General features: G+C 65.7%; 11 protein-coding genes, 1 tRNA gene and 4 pseudogenes. 9 read left to right on the top strand and 7 right to left on the bottom strand.

Annotation, left to right across the window (positions count from 1 at the left end):
• Positions 1-451: 451 nt before the first annotated feature.
• The 3 genes from ACIQ8J_RS28295 to ACIQ8J_RS28305 all read left to right on the top strand — a co-directional run bounded on the left by ACIQ8J_RS28295 (position 452) and on the right by ACIQ8J_RS28305 (position 3,275).
• Entirely contained in the window at positions 452-1,717 is a 1,266-nt protein-coding gene (locus ACIQ8J_RS28295) for an amino acid deaminase (RefSeq protein WP_403278176.1), read from the top strand.
• Between the two features lie 337 nt (positions 1,718-2,054).
• Positions 2,055-2,237 carry a hypothetical protein gene (locus ACIQ8J_RS28300; protein WP_403278174.1) on the top strand — a complete coding sequence of 61 codons (183 nt, stop codon included), beginning with the start codon at positions 2,055-2,057 and terminating at the stop codon, positions 2,235-2,237.
• A 33-nt stretch (positions 2,238-2,270) separates the two neighbouring features.
• Positions 2,271-3,275 (top strand): transposase, encoded by a 1,005-nt coding sequence (locus ACIQ8J_RS28305; RefSeq protein ID WP_403278172.1) that lies wholly within the window; start codon positions 2,271-2,273, stop codon positions 3,273-3,275.
• 23 nt (positions 3,276-3,298) lie between these two features.
• Here ACIQ8J_RS28305 and ACIQ8J_RS28310 read toward each other — a convergent pair.
• Positions 3,299-3,982, bottom strand: a pseudogene (locus ACIQ8J_RS28310) (IS110 family transposase); the annotation flags it as partial.
• A 1,101-nt stretch (positions 3,983-5,083) separates the two neighbouring features.
• A complete protein-coding gene (locus ACIQ8J_RS28315; RefSeq protein WP_403278171.1) occupies positions 5,084-6,376 on the bottom strand; it encodes a GNAT family N-acetyltransferase in 1,293 nt (430 codons plus the stop codon).
• A gap of 743 nt (positions 6,377-7,119) precedes the next feature.
• Between ACIQ8J_RS28315 and ACIQ8J_RS28320 the strand changes: the two genes are divergently transcribed.
• The 3 genes from ACIQ8J_RS28320 to ACIQ8J_RS28330 all read left to right on the top strand — a co-directional run bounded on the left by ACIQ8J_RS28320 (position 7,120) and on the right by ACIQ8J_RS28330 (position 9,198).
• Complete coding sequence (locus ACIQ8J_RS28320) at positions 7,120-7,794, top strand: IS630 family transposase (protein ID WP_403278170.1); 675 nt, start codon at positions 7,120-7,122, stop codon at positions 7,792-7,794.
• 955 nt (positions 7,795-8,749) lie between these two features.
• Positions 8,750-9,097, top strand: coding sequence for a hypothetical protein (locus ACIQ8J_RS28325; protein ID WP_403278169.1), 348 nt, complete (start codon positions 8,750-8,752; stop codon positions 9,095-9,097).
• A 28-nt stretch (positions 9,098-9,125) separates the two neighbouring features.
• A tRNA-Lys gene (locus ACIQ8J_RS28330) sits at positions 9,126-9,198 on the top strand.
• Positions 9,199-10,184: 986 nt separating this feature from the next.
• Here the strand turns inward: ACIQ8J_RS28330 and ACIQ8J_RS28335 are convergent.
• From ACIQ8J_RS28335 to ACIQ8J_RS28355, 5 genes and pseudogenes are all read right to left on the bottom strand, one after another.
• Positions 10,185-10,984 (bottom strand): IS5 family transposase gene (locus ACIQ8J_RS28335; RefSeq protein ID WP_403607973.1). Its coding sequence is split into 2 segments (ribosomal slippage): positions 10,185-10,645 and positions 10,645-10,984, totalling 801 coding nucleotides; the frame shifts between segments, so codons are not numbered across the junction.
• A gap of 203 nt (positions 10,985-11,187) precedes the next feature.
• Positions 11,188-11,658, bottom strand: a pseudogene (locus tag ACIQ8J_RS28340) (transposase family protein); the annotation flags it as partial.
• Positions 11,640-12,531: pseudogene (locus tag ACIQ8J_RS28345) on the bottom strand (glycosyltransferase family 2 protein). The pseudogenes ACIQ8J_RS28340 and ACIQ8J_RS28345, both read right to left, overlap by 19 nt.
• A gap of 156 nt (positions 12,532-12,687) precedes the next feature.
• Positions 12,688-13,086: pseudogene (locus ACIQ8J_RS28350) on the bottom strand (hypothetical protein); the annotation flags it as partial.
• A 40-nt stretch (positions 13,087-13,126) separates the two neighbouring features.
• The gene (locus ACIQ8J_RS28355) at positions 13,127-13,780 is read right to left on the bottom strand and encodes a winged helix-turn-helix domain-containing protein (protein ID WP_403607964.1); all 654 of its coding nucleotides are present in this window, start codon (positions 13,778-13,780) and stop codon (positions 13,127-13,129) included.
• A gap of 319 nt (positions 13,781-14,099) precedes the next feature.
• On the opposite strand from ACIQ8J_RS28355, the gene ACIQ8J_RS28360 reads away from it, so the two are divergent.
• From ACIQ8J_RS28360 to ACIQ8J_RS28370, 3 genes are all read left to right on the top strand, one after another.
• Complete coding sequence (locus tag ACIQ8J_RS28360) at positions 14,100-14,984, top strand: ParA family protein (RefSeq protein WP_403277064.1); 885 nt, start codon at positions 14,100-14,102, stop codon at positions 14,982-14,984.
• A 280-nt stretch (positions 14,985-15,264) separates the two neighbouring features.
• Positions 15,265-15,699, top strand: coding sequence for a hypothetical protein (locus ACIQ8J_RS28365; protein ID WP_403277061.1), 435 nt, complete (start codon positions 15,265-15,267; stop codon positions 15,697-15,699).
• A gap of 297 nt (positions 15,700-15,996) precedes the next feature.
• A complete protein-coding gene (locus ACIQ8J_RS28370; protein ID WP_403277059.1) occupies positions 15,997-16,461 on the top strand; it encodes a hypothetical protein in 465 nt (154 codons plus the stop codon).
• Positions 16,462-17,747: the final 1,286 nt, after the last annotated feature.

Raw genomic sequence — 17,747 nt, forward strand, 5'->3', positions numbered from 1 at the left:
GGCCCCCCGAACGAGCCTGCTGTGGTTGACACTTCACACGCTACGCCGAGGGGACCGATCTTGTATCCAGCGATCAACTACCGGTGATCCACCCACTTTTGAATGACCTTCCAGCTGTGACGGAGTTCCGTATTCACCGTTTCGGCCTCCGCCTGGGTGGAGCAAATTTTCGGCGTTCTTCACCCGCGCCAGCCTCGATCCTTCAGCATCGTGATTGTGTGGGTCTATCTGCCTTTTCACCCATTTCATCCCGCGTGATCGGGTGTGGGACATGATGATCTCGGTCAGGAAGGACTGGCCCCTGTGTCCCGTAGCCGCCAGTCGCAGGACACTTCTTAATGGGGCCATATGGGGTATAGATCATCGCATTGGTGGCTTCGGCTCTGCTGGTTGTGCTGATGTTCTGTGAGGGGGACCAGCCCCCGAGGGAACTACGCAATATGGAGGACAGATGTCTGCTACCAGCATGTTTGAGCGGCTCAGTGAGGAGCGCATCGGTCATGGTTTCCTGGGCCTCCTGCCGGACTCGGAGGGGATGACCGTCGGTGAACTGATTACTGAGCGCCGTAATCTGTTCACCGGGGGCTTCACCACTCCCATCCTGGCCCTTTCCGCCGAGTCCATTGACCGTGACCTGGTGTTAATGGAGCAGTACTCCACCACACACGACCTGAACTTCGCCCCCTATGGCAAGGTTTGTGCCTCCTCTCAGATCCTCCACCGTCAGCGCGCAAAAGGCGCCTGGGGCATCACCGCCGCCACCCCCCACCAGGTACGCGCCTACCGCGCCTTCGGAATCCAGCGGGTCTTCCTGGCCAGCGAGCTGATTGACGCGGCCATGCTGGGCTGGCTGGCGCGGGAGCTGGCTGCTGACGTCGACTTCCGCTTCGTCGCCTTCGTCGACTCAGTCCGCGGAGTTGAGCTGATGGACGCTGCCCTCCACAAGGCGGGCGCTCCTCGCCCCGTCGAGGTGGTCATCGAGCTCGGGGCGGGCAAGGGGGCAGGCACCGGCGTCCGGACCGCTGACCAGTGCATGATGATTGCAGATGCAGTAGCCAGTGTTCCTACACTGCGTCTGGTGGGTATCGCCGGGCATGAGGGCGAGGTGCCTGGCGCCGACTACACCAAGGTCACCACGTGGCTGCAGCAACTCATCAAGATCGCCACCGACCTTGACAAGGCTGGCCGTTTTACGGACACCAAGGAGATCATCGTCAGTGTGGCCGCCGACACATGGTTCCATGCGGTCACCGCGGCGTTTGCTCAGATTCCCCCGCTCTCCCGTCCCCTTCTGAAACTGGCGCGTACGGGGACGCCGGTCTCCCAGGGCAGCCAGCAGAACCCATTCGACGATCACTTTGACAAGAGTGTCCCGAACACCGGTCTGAGACTGTGGACCCAGGTCGTCTCTCTTCCCGAACCGGGGCAGGCCTTCATCAACACGGGCAAGATCGACACCATCCAAGACCTCAATCTCTCCTCAGTGCAGGTAGTACGCCACACGGATGGTGAGACACACCTGGCGGCCGGTGTCACCCTGGCAAGAGTCTGCGAACACCACGCGCAGCTCAAGCTCACCGACGCAGCTGACCTGGAAGTCGGTGACTGGATCGGTCTTAGCCTGCCCTACACCTCGACGCCGTACGAGACCTGGCCCCTCATCCCCCTCGTACAAGCAGACGGCACCATCATCGACTGCATCCGCAGCCTCCGCTAACACCGCTCCTCCCATGGGTGGAGCCCTTTCCGAGGACTCCACCCGTCACTACAGACACCAAACTTTGCCTGCGGGTGTGATCCAGTTGGGGCTGCAGCGGGCGTGGCGGAAGATCTGCCAGGTCTTGATGCGTGCCGCCGTTCGACGAGGCAGCGCAACCGGGCACGAGGTTCAGGGGCCGCTGTTTCCATGGACCTGACTTGCCAGTCGCCGGCCGGCGGGGCCCGCGAAGGTTCCTCGGGCGCGGTGTAGCCGAGGTTAGCGATGACGGGGATGCCGAGGCGAAGGTTGGCTGACCGGCTCGTTGGGGCATCTCTTCAACCGGCCGGAGCCGCGGGTGGTCTTCGCGCAGTTCGTCGAGGGCTTGCTGGCGGAGCTGCCGAGGAAGAACGGCTGGACGCTCTCGGAGCGGGCCGGGCATGCGACCGAGGACCGGATGCAGTGTGCCTTTTCCAGCCTTTGTGCGCTGACCGCGAGTTGGGTACTCCTGCGCAACGATGAAGCTCCTGGGTGCTGGTGAGCGGGGCGATGTCGTCCCGGATCGAGTTGTAGCTTGTGGATCACGTCGTCCGAGCCGGGTTCCGCGGAGGTTCTGGCTGCCCGGGTGGCGGCGCTGGAGCTGTTGCTCACGACCGTGCAGGCCGAGACGGCAGCGGCGAATGCGCGGGCCGATCAGCTGGCCGGGATGGTCGAGGACCTGTTGATCGTCGTTGAGGGCCGCCCCGTACTGCACCTGGACGAGACCCCGGCCCAGGTCAGCGGGGACGAGATACGGCAGATGGAGACCGAGGCCCTCCTGCGAGGGGAGATCCTGGACCCCGGCCGCAGACAGCCCGGACCGGACTGGATGTACGTCCACGTAGCCCGCTCCGGACAGCTCATCTGGCTCGGCGCCCACAAACGCCGCTCCCACGACGCCACCGATCATTTCGGAATCCTCGAAGGGTACGAAGGCGTCCTGGTCATCGACCGGCTCGCGCTCTACGACAAGTACGCCAAGACCGCCGCCGGCCGACAGATCTGCTGTGCCCATGTGCTGCGGGACCTGACCGGCGTCATCGAGGGCGAACCCGCCCACGATCACTCCTGGGCGCAGGCAGCACAGGACGCCCTGCGTGACTTCCACACCGCCGTCGAGACCACCAAAGCAGCAGGTCAGGACCGGCTCGACGAGCAGACCAGCGTCGAGCTCCACCAACGTTGGCGACACGCATATCTGGTCGGTCTCGCCCAGAACACCGGCCGACGTACCAGCCAGAACAAGCGCCACCCCGCCTGGATCGCCGCCGAGATGCTGAAGAAGCGCACCGACGAAATCCTGCCGTTCACGACGCGCTTCGATGTGGAATGGACCAATAATCCGGCCGAGCGTGCGCTGCGGATGGTCAAGCTCCAGATGGCCGTGGGCGGTTGCTGGCGACGAGTCACCACCGCCGACTGGTACTGCACCGTCCGGTCCTACCTCGACACCGCCCGCAACCACGGCATCGACCTCCTTGACGCCCTCCGCGACGCCTTCACCGGCAACCCCTGGATGCCACCCGCGACATCCTCGTGAGGCGACACCCCTGAACAGTTACCGACGGTCTGCTCGTCGAGCGCGCCGAAGACCTCGTCGATCAGGCGGGTGGCCATCCTGGGCGCCTTGGGCCGGATCACTTCAACGAGCCTGCGGCGTCCGGCTTTTCTCAGGGCGGCCGGGGAGCCGTAGCGTTCGGGGAGCCAGGTCACGGCCTGGTGATCGAGCCGGGGCCCGAGGACCCGTTCGAGGCTGGGGTGGAACTGGGTGAGCAGGCCGCGTATGCGGTTGCTGGTGGCCTCGGCAGCCAGGTCCTGGACGAAGCCGACCAGCACGATCAGCTCGGCGGTGACCTCGTCAGTCAGCTCCAGCGAGCGCAGGGTGTGCGGCATGGTGCGGGCGGCGTACGCGATCACCGCGGCGTCTTTCGCGTCGGTCTTGGCCTCGCCCGGGTAGAGATCGGCGATCCTCCGCATCGCGAGTCCTGGCAGGTAGGCAACCTTGCAGCCCGCGTCCCTCGCGACTGTCAGGGGCAGGGCGCCGATCGAGGCGGGCTGGTCCACGATCACCAGGACGGTGGCGAACTTCGCGGCCAGCTTGTCGAAGACGGCCCGCAGTTTCGGTTCGCTGTTGGGCAGGGGCTTGTCGAAGACCTTCTTGCCGGCCGGGGTCAGCCCATGGCCATGGTGGGCGCTCTTGCCGACGTCCAGGCCGAGGAACACGCCCACGTCGCCGGTGTCGAACATCGTGCTCTCAACTCCTTTGGTGCGGCTGGCCTTGGCGTCGGCGTCGTACTCGCGCATCCACGTTATGCAGACCTGCCGTCCGCGAACTGCCCGGCGTTGCACCGGACCAGACGGTAGCCGGACCTCTCATCAGCGTCTCCGACGGCACCCCTCGGGCCCGGTGACACCACCCCCCAGGTCATCCGTTCCAATGCTGTTGCTTTTTGGTTCATTGCCATCTGTGCCCCCGGGCGGGGCTCTTCGGCCCGCTTCCTGGCGGTGCGGACCGACTGAAGAGGCCCGACGTCCTCGCCATCGAGACGCACCGGGCCGGCGGGCACAGCGCCCCGCCGCGGGGCAAGCCGCTGCTCGACGGTACGGGCCGGCCGGTGTACGGGCCGCGGGATCAGCCCGACCTCGCCAAGGCGGCCGCGTTCGGCATCCCGTTCTGGCTGGCTGGCTGTGCCGCACATCCGCAGCGGCTCGCCGAGGCGCGACGGCCCGGCGAGCCGGCGTCCAGATCGGGAGCGCGTTCGCGCTGTGCGAGGAGTCCGGACTGCGCGCCGATCTGCGCACGGAGTTGAGGACGCGCCCGGACCGGGACGCTGAGGATCCGCAACGACCGGCAGGCCTCGCCCACCGGCTTCCCGTTCAAGGTCGCCGAACTGCCCGGCACGCCCTCCGACGAGACAGTGCGGGCGGCCCGGCGGCCCGTGTGCGACCTCGGATACCTGCGATACCGGCCCGCGCGGCGAGCGGAGCGCTCGTCTACCGCTGCGCGGCCGAGCCGATCGCCACGTACGTGCGCAAGGGCGGGACGGCCGTGGACACCGTCGGACGCGAGTGCCTGTGCAACGCACTGCTCGTGACCGTGGGCCTCGGGCAGCGCACGCCTGGCGGGGCCGCCGAGCCGCCCACGTGGCCCTTGGGTAGGACCTCGGCTTCCTGGAGGACATCAGCCCGGACGATGAGCCCTACCCGGCCGCGCGCGTCGTCGACTGGATGCTGACCACTGGGCCCTCGTTGCACGGGCGACGAGGGCCGGACCAGTGACGCGAACCGAGAACAACCCCTTGGCCAAGTGGCAGGCACATCCAGACAGTTAGGGCAGGGGAGCGGGAGTCACAGGCGCGACAGCAGGGATCGGCAGAAGCTGTGGGGGAGCCACGGTGCCACCGGCGAGGTGAACGCGGCGGTGGCGGTGGCGAGCGCTTCTGGCCGGTGCGCGCCGACCCTGCCGGCTGCGGCCAGTTCCGTCAGCGTGGTGCCGCCGAGGTAGGCCGAGCCGAGGGCACAGGCGTCCAGGGTGAGGTCGGGCGCGGCGTCCGTCCGCGTGCACACGGCTCCGGCCCGGTCACCCACCAGCCGCCAGCGTCCCCGGTTCCACGGGGCCTGCGCGTCCTCGATCTCCAGGACGAGGTCGATCGCGGTGGCATAGGTCCGGGCGGCCAGAGCGACGGGTGCGTCGACGACGCGTACGTACAGGCTGTCCAGCACCGTCGGCGCGCAGTGGCGCACGTCCGAGACCATGTGGAGCAAGGCGTCGTCGACCGGCCGGTTGGGGGCGATGACGCGCGAAGTGAGGTCGGTCTCCAGGAGGAAGCGCCACAGCGCCGCGTAGACGCGCGGGTCGGCCGCCTCGATGTCCCTCACCCGCACGCTGCCCTGAGCGGTATTCTGCGGTGACCAGTCGATGGCGACGGAGTAGCGGGCGTAACCGGCGACCTCGCCGTCCAGGCGTGCCACGACGCATTCGAGGGGGTACGCGGTGGAGCGAGGGCACGGTGTGTCGAGCAGCGGGAGCAGTTCCCAGCCCGGGGCCCGGGCCAGCATCCCCGGGCGGCGGGGGACTTGACTGGCGTAGAACTCCTCGCAGGCGGGCAGGGCCTTGGCCGGGGCCTCAACGGTGAGGGTCACGCCGTGGGCAGCGGGCGCCGTCAGTGAGACGCGGCGCGACTGTATGTCCAGGGACAGCTGCCGGGCCGCGACGCCGTAGCCGAAGCGCCCGTAGATGGGTGCCTCGGAGGCGGTCAGGACGGCCAGCGGCTCGCGCTGTCGCTGTAGCGAGTGCAGCTGATGGTGCATCAGTGCCGAGAGCACGCCTCGGCGCCGATGGGTGGGTTGCACGCTCACCATGCTCACCCCGGCGGTCTCCACGAGGTGATGGCCCGGGACGGTCATGCGGAAGGAGAAGGCACCCGCCGTGCCCACGATGGCTCCGTCGTCGCGGACGACCAGGCACCGCTGGGGCTCCGCGAGGCTGCGCCACAGGGCTGTTGCCTCTCCCGGTTCGGTCTCGTGGAACGCGTCGAGTACGGCGGCGTAGAAGGCCTGCCATTGCGTGGTCGGGAGGGCCTGGACTTCCCACGCGGGCGGCGGGAGGCTACGTGCGGTGAGTTCGGTCGAGGTCGACATGGGTGGACACCTTCCTGTTTCTCCGATGTGGTGCTGCCCATCTGTAGCAACGACGACCGGATATTCCTAGGAGTCGCAGCCATTTCACGCCACCCGACTCACTCCGTGGATCCATCGGATCACGAGCGGTAACTCCCTTCGAATGTGCTTCTGGTGAAGGGTTTCGTCCCTCGCGATCCACGGCGGGGTGCACGGATTCTTTGGCCTGAAGGCCGCCGGGCGACGAGACGTGCGCTGGCTCGGGCTCAGTTGCCCGGCGGCTGGGCCGGATTGTGAGGAGGAGCGGTCTGCCGGGTCGGGGGCGGCGCGCGAACCGCGGACAGCACAGCCGCCGCAACCGGGTGCATGGGGTCGGCCGCAGCATCCGTGACGGGACCGGTCGGCCCGCCGCTCACCACGGCAGGCTTGCGATCTGGACGACGGCGACCGCCAGCAGCCAGGGCGACCGCGAGTTGGACATCGGTGGACAGGAGGGTCAACCGGCGGCCAATTTCATGCCATTGGACGGCGACCGTCGCCATGCACGGCGTCTATTGATCCGAAACGCTTGTCATTCTCGGTCGTTGCGCTGTGTGTGAGTGAACTGGCGGGGGATGCAGGGCACTTGTCGCCGTCGGTGCAGGAGGTCCTGCGGTTGCGTTCGGTGGCCGCGCTTGCGGCGGGGCGAGAGCGTGAAGATGTTGCCTCGGTGTTCAGGGTGTCGTTGAAGGCCGTGGACAACTGGTGAGCGAAGTGGCAGGCCGGTGGGGGAGGCGCTGCTGGCCCGGCCGAAGGGCCGCCCGGTGGGAGTGCATCAGGTGCTGGGTGAGGCTGAACAGGCGGCGGTTCGGCAGGCGGTGCTCGATCACCGGCCGTGTGATGTGGGTCTGGTGGGGCAGTTGTGGACCCGACGGCTGGTCGGCGATCTGATGGCGAAGCTGTACCGGGTACGGCTGACCGAGTCCGGGGTCGGCACGTACTGGAAGCGGTGGGGGCTTTCCTTCCAGCGCCCCGGCAAACGGGCAGTGGAACAGGACCCCGAGGCGGTGGCTCGCTGGCACGAAGAGACCTGGCCGGCGATCGGGCCGAGGCGAAGGCGGAGGGCCGCGGAGATCCTCTTCGCCGACCAGGTCGCCGGCCGCACCTGGGGCGAGAAGGGCCACAGCCCGATCGTGCGACGCACGGGCAACCGGTTATCGGTGAACGCGATGTCGGCGATCAGCACCAAGGGCCGTATGCATTTCATGGTCTTCACCGACAGTTTCGACGCCGGCGTGAGGTGCCGCTTCCTGGAACGGCTCGTCGGGCACTTCGACCACAAGATCTACCTCGTGGTCGACGGGCACTCCGCATACCGCTCGAAGACGGTCCGTACCTGGCTCGCCGCTCACACCGACGATATCGAGCTGCACTCAACACTCGCCCGAACTGAACCCTGACGAGCTGGTCAACGCCGACCACAAGCACAGCCTCCCGAAGGACCACCGGGCCCGGAACCGGGCCGAACTCGCCACCGAGACCCGCAGGTTCCTCCGCAGACGCCAACGTCAGCCCCACATCGTCCGCGGCTACTTCCACGGCCCCCACGTCCGCTACACCCTCAACGAGAACCCTTTGAGTTCTGATCCCCTCCAGACCACACGCGAGATGCTGCTGGAACTGGCCGCCGAGGACGACACCGAGCCGCCCGAACCACTGCCGCCCGGCTACCACGAATCCTCGCCGCCTTCGAGACGGCCGCAGACGGACTCCACGCCAAGGACCTCTGCCAGATACTCAACACCAGTACCGAACCCCGCCACGTCGAGACCATGCGGGCCAAGCTGAAACGGCTGGTCAGCCGCGGACTTCTCAACGAATCCGAGCCCGGCCTGTTCACCCCCGTACAGCCCGCACCGGCTACCCCAGACCCCAACTCAGCCTAAAAGCCAGGCGAACCATCACAGAACACCCACTGAAACACCACGTCCACGCCGCCCGCGCCACCTCGGTCGACGACCTCGCCCGCGAAACACGGCGCTCCCTGCACCGCCGACAGCGCCAACCCCACATCGTGAACGGCTGCTTCCACACCAGACACGTGCGCTACACGATCCAGTAGGCAACCCATCAGGTTCGCCTCAATTGCTCGTCCTGCTAGATATCTCCTAAGGTCCGGATTCACCGTTCGGCTCTTTGAGGCCGCCGAAAGTTGATGTGGTGCCGCTAGGCTTAGGGATATGATATTCCTGATACGGGCCTTCGTTGAGCATCGACTGTGTTCCTCGGTGCCGAGTGGGTGTCAGGGCGGAGTTTTGCTGAATTGGGGGTGCGAGAAGAGTTCATGGAACGGTTTCAGGCGTGGAGGAAGATGGTGCGATTTAAAAGTCGGGCGCAGTGGGAGGAGCTGATCGCATGGAGGTAGTCCTCGTCAACATTTCCCCCAAGGTTCGAGCGCATGTATTGAATCTCATCGCGGCAGGTTGCGGCATCAAACTGTGCGCGCTGATCGTGGGGTGCGATGAACATGCCGTACGGCGGTGGTTGTACAGGGGTGAAGAGGAGAGGGCGCCGGACACGTTTGGCACTGCCGAGAACTGCTCCGCGCTGACCTCCACCGAGGTGCATAGGGCCCGGCAGGCTCGCGGCTTGATCATGTCAGGTGCCTCGATCCCTGACACGGCCCGAGCGATGGCAGTTCCGGAGCGCCGTGTTGTCTTGTGGCTGGCAGGAAATGAAAGCCGCCGATTCCCCGTCCAGTGATATTCGGCGCAAATGGCGCCTCGATCACGGGCCATTAGCTCAATTGGCAGAGCAGTGGACTTTTAATCTATTGGTTCAGGGTTCGAGTCCCTGATGGCCCACCGGTAAATCAATCATGCATACATCGGGGACTATTGGTGCAGGGTGTGGCATTGCCCGGAGTCAACGGCAGCCATCGGAATGGAGGTGCTGATATTTTTTGAGGGTGGTCTGTGTGCCGCGACCCAGGCTGCCAGGCGGCGCTCTACGTCACTGAACCTTTCTCATCTTGGGTTGTTGCTGGTGAGCAGCTTGCTCCGGCGTGAGCCGTGCGAGCCTGTGACCAGCGATGTCACGAGGAGCTCCGCACCGCTCATGGCATCGTCATCATCCCTGCGAGACAGGATGAGAAAGGTTCACTCACAGCACCCAATTGAGATCGGTGATGTGCCGCGATGCCTATCAACCCATGTGGAGGGAGTCATGGCTCACGGCACCCGCCGCCGTACGCGCCATCGCATACCGCGGCGGCGCGATCGAGGCTGCCACCGACGCCCTAGTTATGCACGGCAGATGACACTGCTCCTAGCGCTTCTGGCCATCACAGCCTGGGCAGCCAGCCAGGGCTGATTCAAAGTCGGACAACACTGAGCCGCGTACACTGGCGCGTACATGTAAACGATCGGCGTCGGCCCTGGTCGGAGAGCCACTCGAGGCCGACTGCACCTGACCCTCCGTCAGGAACGGTCGCCTGCAGGACCAGCTCCAGTGTTACTGACCAGCGACGCCCTGGGCAGCCAGCCAGAACAACGGTTGAGCCTGAAGAATCGGCATTTTTCACAGAGCTATGCTGGCTGCGGGTGATCGCGGCCGGATGCACGGTGCGGTACCCGAGCAACTCCCGATCAGCAACCAACATTGGCTAGCAGGCGACCTTGGCCTGGCGTGTCCTGTCCCGTCATCACTGCGGGGCCTTGGGCGGGCACGCAGGATCTTGCCCTGCTATGACCGGATCGCGGCTGGCGCGCCCGAGGTGCTGGTGAATTAAGCAGCCGCCGCTGGAAGGCGGGGGACCTGATGCTGCAGCGGCGGCTGCTAAGACGTCATCTCATTTGGCGAGTCTGCGGTAGCAGATGAGGGTGCAGGCGATGCTGGTGAAGGCGAGGAAGTGGTCGGCCTTGCGTTCGTAGCGGCGGTGGAGGCGGCGGCAGCCGGCCAGCCACGACATGGTGCGCTCGATGGTCCAGCGGTGGCGTCCCAGGCGGGTGGAGCTCTCGATTCCCCGGCGGGCGATGCGATGGGCGATGCCCCGGCCGCGTAACCATCGCCGCAGGTGGTCGTAGTCGTAGCCCTTGTCGGCATGCAGCTTTCCGGGCCGTCGCCGCCGGGGGCCGCGGCGCGAGCGGATGGGCGGGATACCCCGCACCAGGGGCTCGAGGGCCTGACTGTCGTGCAGGTTCGCCCCCGAGATCCCCACGGACAGGGGCAGACCGGTCCGCTCCGTGATCAAGTGGATCTTCGAGCCGTACTTGCCCCGGTCCACAGGATTCGGACCCGTCAGGTCCCCCTTTTCAACGCCCGCATGTTCACCGAGTCGATCGCGCAACGCGACCAGTCCAACTCCCCACGGGAGCCGAGTTCATCGAGGACCAGGCGGTGCAGCTTCGCCCACACCCTGGCCTTCGACCACTCGGCAAACCGCCGATGGGCCGTCGCTCCCGACGGCCCGAAGGACGCCGACGGCAACTGCTGCCAGGTACAGCCGGACGTCGCCACGAACACGATCGCAGCCAGCACCTCCCGGTCGCCGTGCCGACGCCGTCCGCCACCCTGAGGACGCATCGGCGCCTCCGGCACCACCCGCTGGAACAGCTCCCACAACTCATCCGGCACCAGCCGCTCAACAATCCCCACCACAGCCAGCACTCTACCCAAGGCTAGCCAAATGAGATGACGTCTAAATGATCATTACTGAGTCTTGGTACGGAGGCAAACGGACCACTGCCGACAAGAACGGAAACGTGCCATTGGTCCTTCCTACCGTCCAGTTTCCACGGCGCCGGTCCGACTGCCCGCACGATCTTCGGTGCGCGCGTGGCCCGCTGATCGAGTCAGTTTGATGCGGAGCGCACCACTGAACCTCGTTCTTCCTGCGATTTCGCAGGTGGGAGGGTGCGGATGGCGGCAACGCATCTGCTGATGCGGTTGGTTGAGCAACGTGTCTTGCGGAAGAGACGCCACGTCCTGAGGCGGGCGAAGGCGTGTTCGCCCGGGGCGCGCAGGCGGGCGTGGTCGCGGATGTAGTGCTGGTAGTGCTCGAGCAGTTCGCGGTGGCCCTTGTAGGGGGTGCGGACGGTGGCGCCGGCTTCTTGGTTGGCCGTGACGTTGTGAGGCACAACGTCACAGCCACCTTGGTAGGCGCGGTCGGCCAGGATCAGGATCTGCCTCGTGAGGCAGGCCTGGACGCCGTGCGCGCTGGCCGCAGTCAGATCGTGGGTGCGGCCGGGTGCGGCCCGCGAGAACCACAGGGGTGTGCCGTCCGGCGCGGCGATGACTTGCACGTTCATGGCGTGCTGCCTGTGTAGATGCGGCCGATGTACTCGCCGATCAGCCCCAGCATGATCATCTGAACGCCGCCCAGCCCGACGATGATCGCCACCAGGGTGACGTAACCCGGCGAGTCGGCACCGCCGCTCATCGCCATGACGATGATCCACAGGGCATACAGCCCGGCCAGCGCGACGAGCGAGACCCCGAGCCAGATCCCGATGCGCAGCGGCCGGTTGTTGAAGGAGATCAGGCCGTCCATGCCGTAGTTCAGCAGGGACCCGAACTTCCACTTCGTCTCGCCGGCCTCGCGCTGGGCGTTCTGATAGTCGAAGTGGACGGTGTCGAAGCCGATCCAGGAGAAGAGCCCCTTGGAGAACCGGTTGTACTCGGGCAGCGCCAGCAGCGCGTCCACGGCCGGCCGCGACAGCAGCCGGAAGTCGCCGACGCCGTCCGCGAGCTCTACGTCGACCCGGGGGTTGACGCCCCGGTAGTAGAGGCGGCTGAGCGCCGAGCGGAGCTTCTTGTCGCCCTCGCGCGTGCGCCGGGCGATGACCTGGTCATGCCCCTGCCGGTAGTAGTCGAGCATGATGGCGATCAGCTCCGGCGGGTGTTGGAGGTCGGCTTCCATGATCACCACGGCGTCGCCGGTGGCCTCGCGCAGCCCGGCGAGCATGCCCGCCTCCTTGCCGAAGTTCCGGCTGAAGGAGACGTAAACGCGCCTGGGCACCGTGCTCGGCCGCGATCTTGCGGAGCTTTCCGAGAGTTCCGTCACGGCTGCCGTCGTCGACGTAGCAGACCTCGTACTCGACGGGCAGGGCGTCCAGGACCCTGCGGACGTCGATGTCGAAGCTGTCGATCACAGCCTCTTCGTTGTAGCAAGGGACAACTACGGACAGCTTGGTCATAAACACTCCCTACGTTGTCGGCCGCTCAAGTACCGAAGTGGTTCTAGGGGTTCGGGCGGCACCCGATTCGCGGGGGTACTTTGGCAAACAGTCGCTATGGCATCTGGATGGGGTGGTTGGGCAGTCGCCGGTTGCTCTGCCGCCTACGATTCCGCGCTTTTGAGAGTAGTGGGGCTCGTCCGCCTTGATGCGGTCGATGGGGATCAGGGTGCCGTCGACGATGACGAAGCCGCCCTCGCCCAGACCCACGTGCCTCCCGCAGGCCCGGGGCCCACTCGGCCAGCACCTCAACTGTCTCGTTCACATGCCGCCACGCTGTGGCTTGCGAGACCCCAAACCCTGCTGCGACCTAGGCCAGCGTCTCGTTCTTGCGATGGCTGCGACGACCCAGTTACCACCGGCGTAGCCATTCTTGCGAAGATGGGCGAGTGCCAGAAGAGAGTGTTTGAAGCGTCCCAACCTCCGTCAGCGCGAGCCCAGTTCATGCCTTCGCGTGTAGATGAGCCATGGGACGTGCTCTACGCCATGTGCCCCCAGCTGACCAGCCTCTTTCACCGCAGCGGAACCGGATGAATGAGGTTTGCTGACGGGCCCCTCATGGTGTTGGTGTTCTGCCTGTACGCGGGAGTGCCATGGCACTCCCGCGTACAGGGCGGGGTGAGAGTAGTCCTTGCTCCGTTAGAAGATTGACGGCTTTGTTGATCGTTGTGGCGCTCACTCCGTACTCGGTGGCGAGCTGGGCACGGTTGGGTAGACGGTCCTGCGGCAGACCCGCGCGGATTCGGTCGCCGAGGTCGTCGGCTACGCGCCGCCAGGGCGGCCACTTTGTGTTCTCGGTACCTCTGAGTCCGCCAGCGCTTTGGAGGACCGGGGAGCGCCTACGGGTGTGCAGGGCGCGCCGGACGAATTGGGCGGTAGTGAGAGAGACCCCGTACAGGCGCGCAATCTCCGTGGCCTGAGGCGTGGATGCACGCGTGCCCTGGATGGCTTCGGCGATGCTCTGATAGCGCGGACCGGCCCCCTCGGCAGTCGCCCGTCTCCGCCGGCTGGGTGCGGCGGTGTGGCGCGTAGACAATGTCCATCCTCCGAGTGGCATGTAGGTGCGTGACGTTGAGGACAGTGTCCTGCCATGGAATGGACTGACGCACGGGTAATTGGTCCTGCCCTTTGGGCCGATGGGCCATCGGGGAATGAGTGCCGTCTCTCGGATGATGCTGTCAAGGGCCCAACGCCCTCTCCCGGACATCATGATTTATTTCCTTTGGCCGATATTTTCTGGACCATCGGCGAATCGGTTGTCATCGTTCGGTTGTGCTTTCGCGCAGCGCCCCCCATCTGGCCAGGGAGATTGCCCATCCGAGGAGCGTCCGTGCGGGGCTGATGTGCTCCTCGTCGGGTTGTTAATGTCCTGCCTGTCATTCCCGCGCCACTCTGAAGAACGGCGGATAGTCAGTGCAACTTCTGTCGCTGCACCCCGGGATTCGAGCCGTGGTCGGCTGCCGTTGCTCCGGAATCGCTCTCGTGACACGAGAGCCGGGGAGCGGCGTCATTGCATTCGAGGGCGCCTCATGAAGATCATTGCTGTTGCGACGCAGAAGGGAGGCGTCGGCAAGACCAGCACCACCGTCAACCTTGGAGCAGCGCTGGCCCTGGCTGGGCAGCGCGTTCTGATTGTGGACCTCGACCCGCAGGCGCAGGCGGGCACCGCCCTTGGACTCAACCTCTCCAGCGAGGACCAGCTACCCCGCTCGCTTGGCTGGGTCATTCAAGGCCGGCTCCAGGGGATGAGGATGAGCCTGGCATCCATCTGGTTCGACCGGAGTGAACTGGTCGCTGAATTCGAGGGGTCGGGCTCTCTCCACCTGCTGGCTTGTGAAGAATCGACGATGACGGCAGCCCAGGATCTGATCCACAAGCGGGGCTACCAGGCCACGCCGGTCCTGCGCCGCATGCTCGTGGAGGGGGCCTCCGAGTTCGACTTCGTGGTTATCGACACGCCGCCCGCGGTCTCTTCGATGTCGGCGACGGCCTTGGCGGCCGCCGACTACGCGCTCACGGTGTGCGTGCCCGAGTACCCGTCGCTGAAGGGTGCGGCAGCGACCCGAGGCACCGTGCGGTATGTGAAGGACCGCACGGGCGGGGAGTGCGACCCCCGGTACCTGGGCGCAATCGTCAATCGCTCGAATCCACCATCCGGGTGGAGGATGCAAGAGGTGAACGTGCGCAATGGGATGCTCGACGCGGACCTTGCACCCTTCCGGGCCGACATACGCCTGGACAACCGCATCAGCGACTCCTTTGCGTTCGGCGTCCCGGCTGTCGTCCGCTTCGCCAGCCACGCCCCCGGTAGAATGTACGGCGAACTGATGCATCAGGTGCTGACTCGGATGCGGCAGGCGCAGGAGGAGTGGGAAACCCCCAGGCGGATCGATGGGGAGATGCTGGGTGGCTGAGGAAGCTCGGCACTCGCAGGCGCGAGGCGCTAAACGGCGCATTCCGCCCCACTTCCGCGTGGCTGACGCCTCTCTGGTGCAGGACCTGCTCGCCGGAGCGGACGATGTGGCCGATCGATCGTTCCTTGGCGCGGGGGGCCAGGCGGTCGGACCAGAATTTCTCCGATCCGCAGAATTGAGTGACGATGGCGGAGTCTCAGAGCCGCCCGGTGTGCGAAATGCGGGGGGACCGGCGGGTTCTGGGCAGCTCTCTGGTGGGGGTGCGTGGGCGCACACTGCGGTGCATGAGAGCTTCGCCGATGCCAAGCTCTCGTCAGCGAAGTGGAAGTCGCACGGATTCCGCATCGCTCCGGACGTCCTGGCCCGCCTCAAAAGCAGGGTGAATGCTGACCGGCGTCAGACTGGCAACGTGAATTTGGCGTTCGGTCACTACGTCGACGCCGCCCTGCGGCACATGCCTGGGCAAGTGTCCGAGCTCATCAGCATGGCCGAGGATTTCGGCGCGGGCCAGCTGTGGAATTCCGAGAAGACCCAGCCCTCCACCTATCGGGTCGGGGAGGCCGCTTATCGGGTTGCCTCCAGCCTCAAGGTCATATTGCAGGAAGCCGACTACGGGCGTCGAGGCACCCGGGTAGTCTCCGCTGGCGTCGAGGCCTTCCTGGACGCCCTCGACGCACAGGGCCCTCTGGCACGGCCGGAGTGTCGGCATCGCTGAAAATAAAGTTCCCAGGCTTTTACTGCGGCTGCAACGATGGATATTCAGATGGCTGCGTCATTGCAGCTAGCAACGAATCTATCGATCCATCATGTGATCTCTTCAGCCACCTTTCTATCCTTGTGGCATTAGACCGTATCCGTGCCAGTTGCAGCGATTCTCCCGTAGAACTCTGGGGTGGCTCCGAGAGGATTCCCCGGGAGGGGTCTGTCGTCTAGTGACGCGAGAATCCAGTCCTTTTGCTGCGCTAATATGATGCGCGCAACGTTCCGTCGACTTATGTGGGAGAAGTCCCTCGTGTTCCTGCTCAGTGAGAAGCTCAGTATCAGCGCTGTTGCCGCCGCTGCCAGGCTCAGCGAGTCCTGGGCATGGAAGGCCAGAGACCAGGGCGTGCTGAGCGAGCCTCATTTCGAGGAGGACATCGTCGCGCTCCGCGTCTACGCCTTCGTGTCGCAGATCGTGTGGCCAGGGACCCGTCGCCCCCGAAGCGCTCGGCAGGATCTCGAACTGTGGCAGCAAGCGGCCGTCGAGGCAGCGCGCCAGGCCGCATCCGACACATCTACAACCCCAGAGACCGCGCTCTGGGTCTTGGAAGACTCCGTGCACCTCATCGCGGCACCGGAGGAGCGCGCGGCATTCGACCTCAAGTACCTAAGTCGGCGGTCTGCCTTTCGTATCCCGGTCGGACTCTGGATCTCAGAACTGCCTGATGCCATGGCCGCCCGGCGGCGCCGAGGCACTCAGTCCAGGTCGCAGGGGTAAGACATGTGCCGAATTGCGCGCCAGCGCAGACAGATGGCCTATGCCGTCCCGTACACCCTCGGGGGTGTGAGATGACATAGGCCATAGGGCGGCTGAGCCGCTGGGGACATGCCTTGACTGAAGTGATTCGCAGTCACCTCAAGGGATGTCCCAATGACTCCGGAGGGATTCGCAGCCCCTCTGAAGGAATTGTCCGACCGGTTCACACCGGATTCGGACGGTTCAGCTTTCCGCTTCCTGCCGAGCACCCGAGGAGCGTCCACGAGGGCTTCGCCATGCCCTCGATATCCTAGAAGGCTTCGTTTATCTTGCACTACAGCCATGCCTTTTTCCAGTTCGATCTTTCTGCCGACACAGCTGCCCGCGCCCGTGGAGCAAGCCTGTGAGCGCGTCGGCGCACGAGGAACCGACCACACTCTGGGTGCCTGAGGCCGGACAGTGGCTGTCGACGACCACGGGCCGCATCGCATCGGACGGCTACTCCTGGATGCAGGCCGTTCACTGGGTCGCCGGCTGCGGCCTGGACCGACCGCAGCGATCGCATGGCCCCGCCTTCGGGGCAACCACCATCCGGGTCGCGCGCGAACTCACCCGTCTTTCGCCCTGTCGTCCCGGCGTCTCCTACCTGGAGCGACGGCTCGGAGTGAGCGAGCGAACCATCCAGTACCACCTCCAACTGCTGCGGCAGGCCGGGCTGTTGGCATACGTACAGCGAGGCACACGAGTCCGCGCCGAGGGTGCGCGGGCCAGTGAGTTCACCCGAGTCATTCCAGCGAGCTTCGATCGCACTCTCGGGATCCGGACTGAGGGCGAGGGAACCAGGCGGCGAATTGTCGGCATTGCCGGGCACGGACGTGCCCTCATAGCGGCCTTGGCCCGCAAGGCCGCGAGCAAGGCCCCTGGCCGAGTGGGCTCCGGCCGCCGAGCCCGGCGTAAAACCGCCGTCGCGCGCACCTCCCGTTGCACCCCAATGGGGGTTGGTATCTGCAGTTTGTCTCGTGCGGATAGTTCTCTCCTGCCCCCTGAGAGCGAACTCGCAAGCGGGCCCGACACCTTCGCATCCCCCCAGCGATCTGGTCGCAGGGCACCGCGGACGCTCAACAGAGTCGGCCGCCGCTACCAGCTGGCAGGCGAACTCATCCGGCAGGTGGACTGGCTCGCCCGGAGCCGGGCGCCACGGATCGCCTGGATTGTGCGGCACGTGGCCGACGCGGGATGGACTGTTGCGGAGGTACGGGCCTGGCTGCACTCGCGCGGTGAGGCGGACACAGTTCGGCGCCCGTCCG

Origin of the sequence: Streptomyces sp. NPDC094147, from assembly GCF_044764265.1 — a bacterium.
Taxonomy (GTDB): Bacteria; Actinomycetota; Actinomycetes; order Streptomycetales; family Streptomycetaceae; genus Streptomyces.

Bases quoted from the DNA above. Each gene is read 5' to 3' on its own strand.
- ACIQ8J_RS28295 (WP_403278176.1), top strand. From the start codon at position 452: ATGTCTGCTACCAGCATGTTTGAGCGGCTCAGTGAGGAGCGCATCGGT.
- ACIQ8J_RS28325 (WP_403278169.1), top strand. From the start codon at position 8,750: ATGGAGGTAGTCCTCGTCAACATTTCCCCCAAGGTTCGAGCGCATGTA.
- ACIQ8J_RS28355 (WP_403607964.1), bottom strand. From the start codon at position 13,780: ATGATGTCCGGGAGAGGGCGTTGGGCCCTTGACAGCATCATCCGAGAG.
- ACIQ8J_RS28315 (WP_403278171.1), bottom strand. From the start codon at position 6,376: ATGTCGACCTCGACCGAACTCACCGCACGTAGCCTCCCGCCGCCCGCG.
- ACIQ8J_RS28360 (WP_403277064.1), top strand. From the start codon at position 14,100: ATGAAGATCATTGCTGTTGCGACGCAGAAGGGAGGCGTCGGCAAGACC.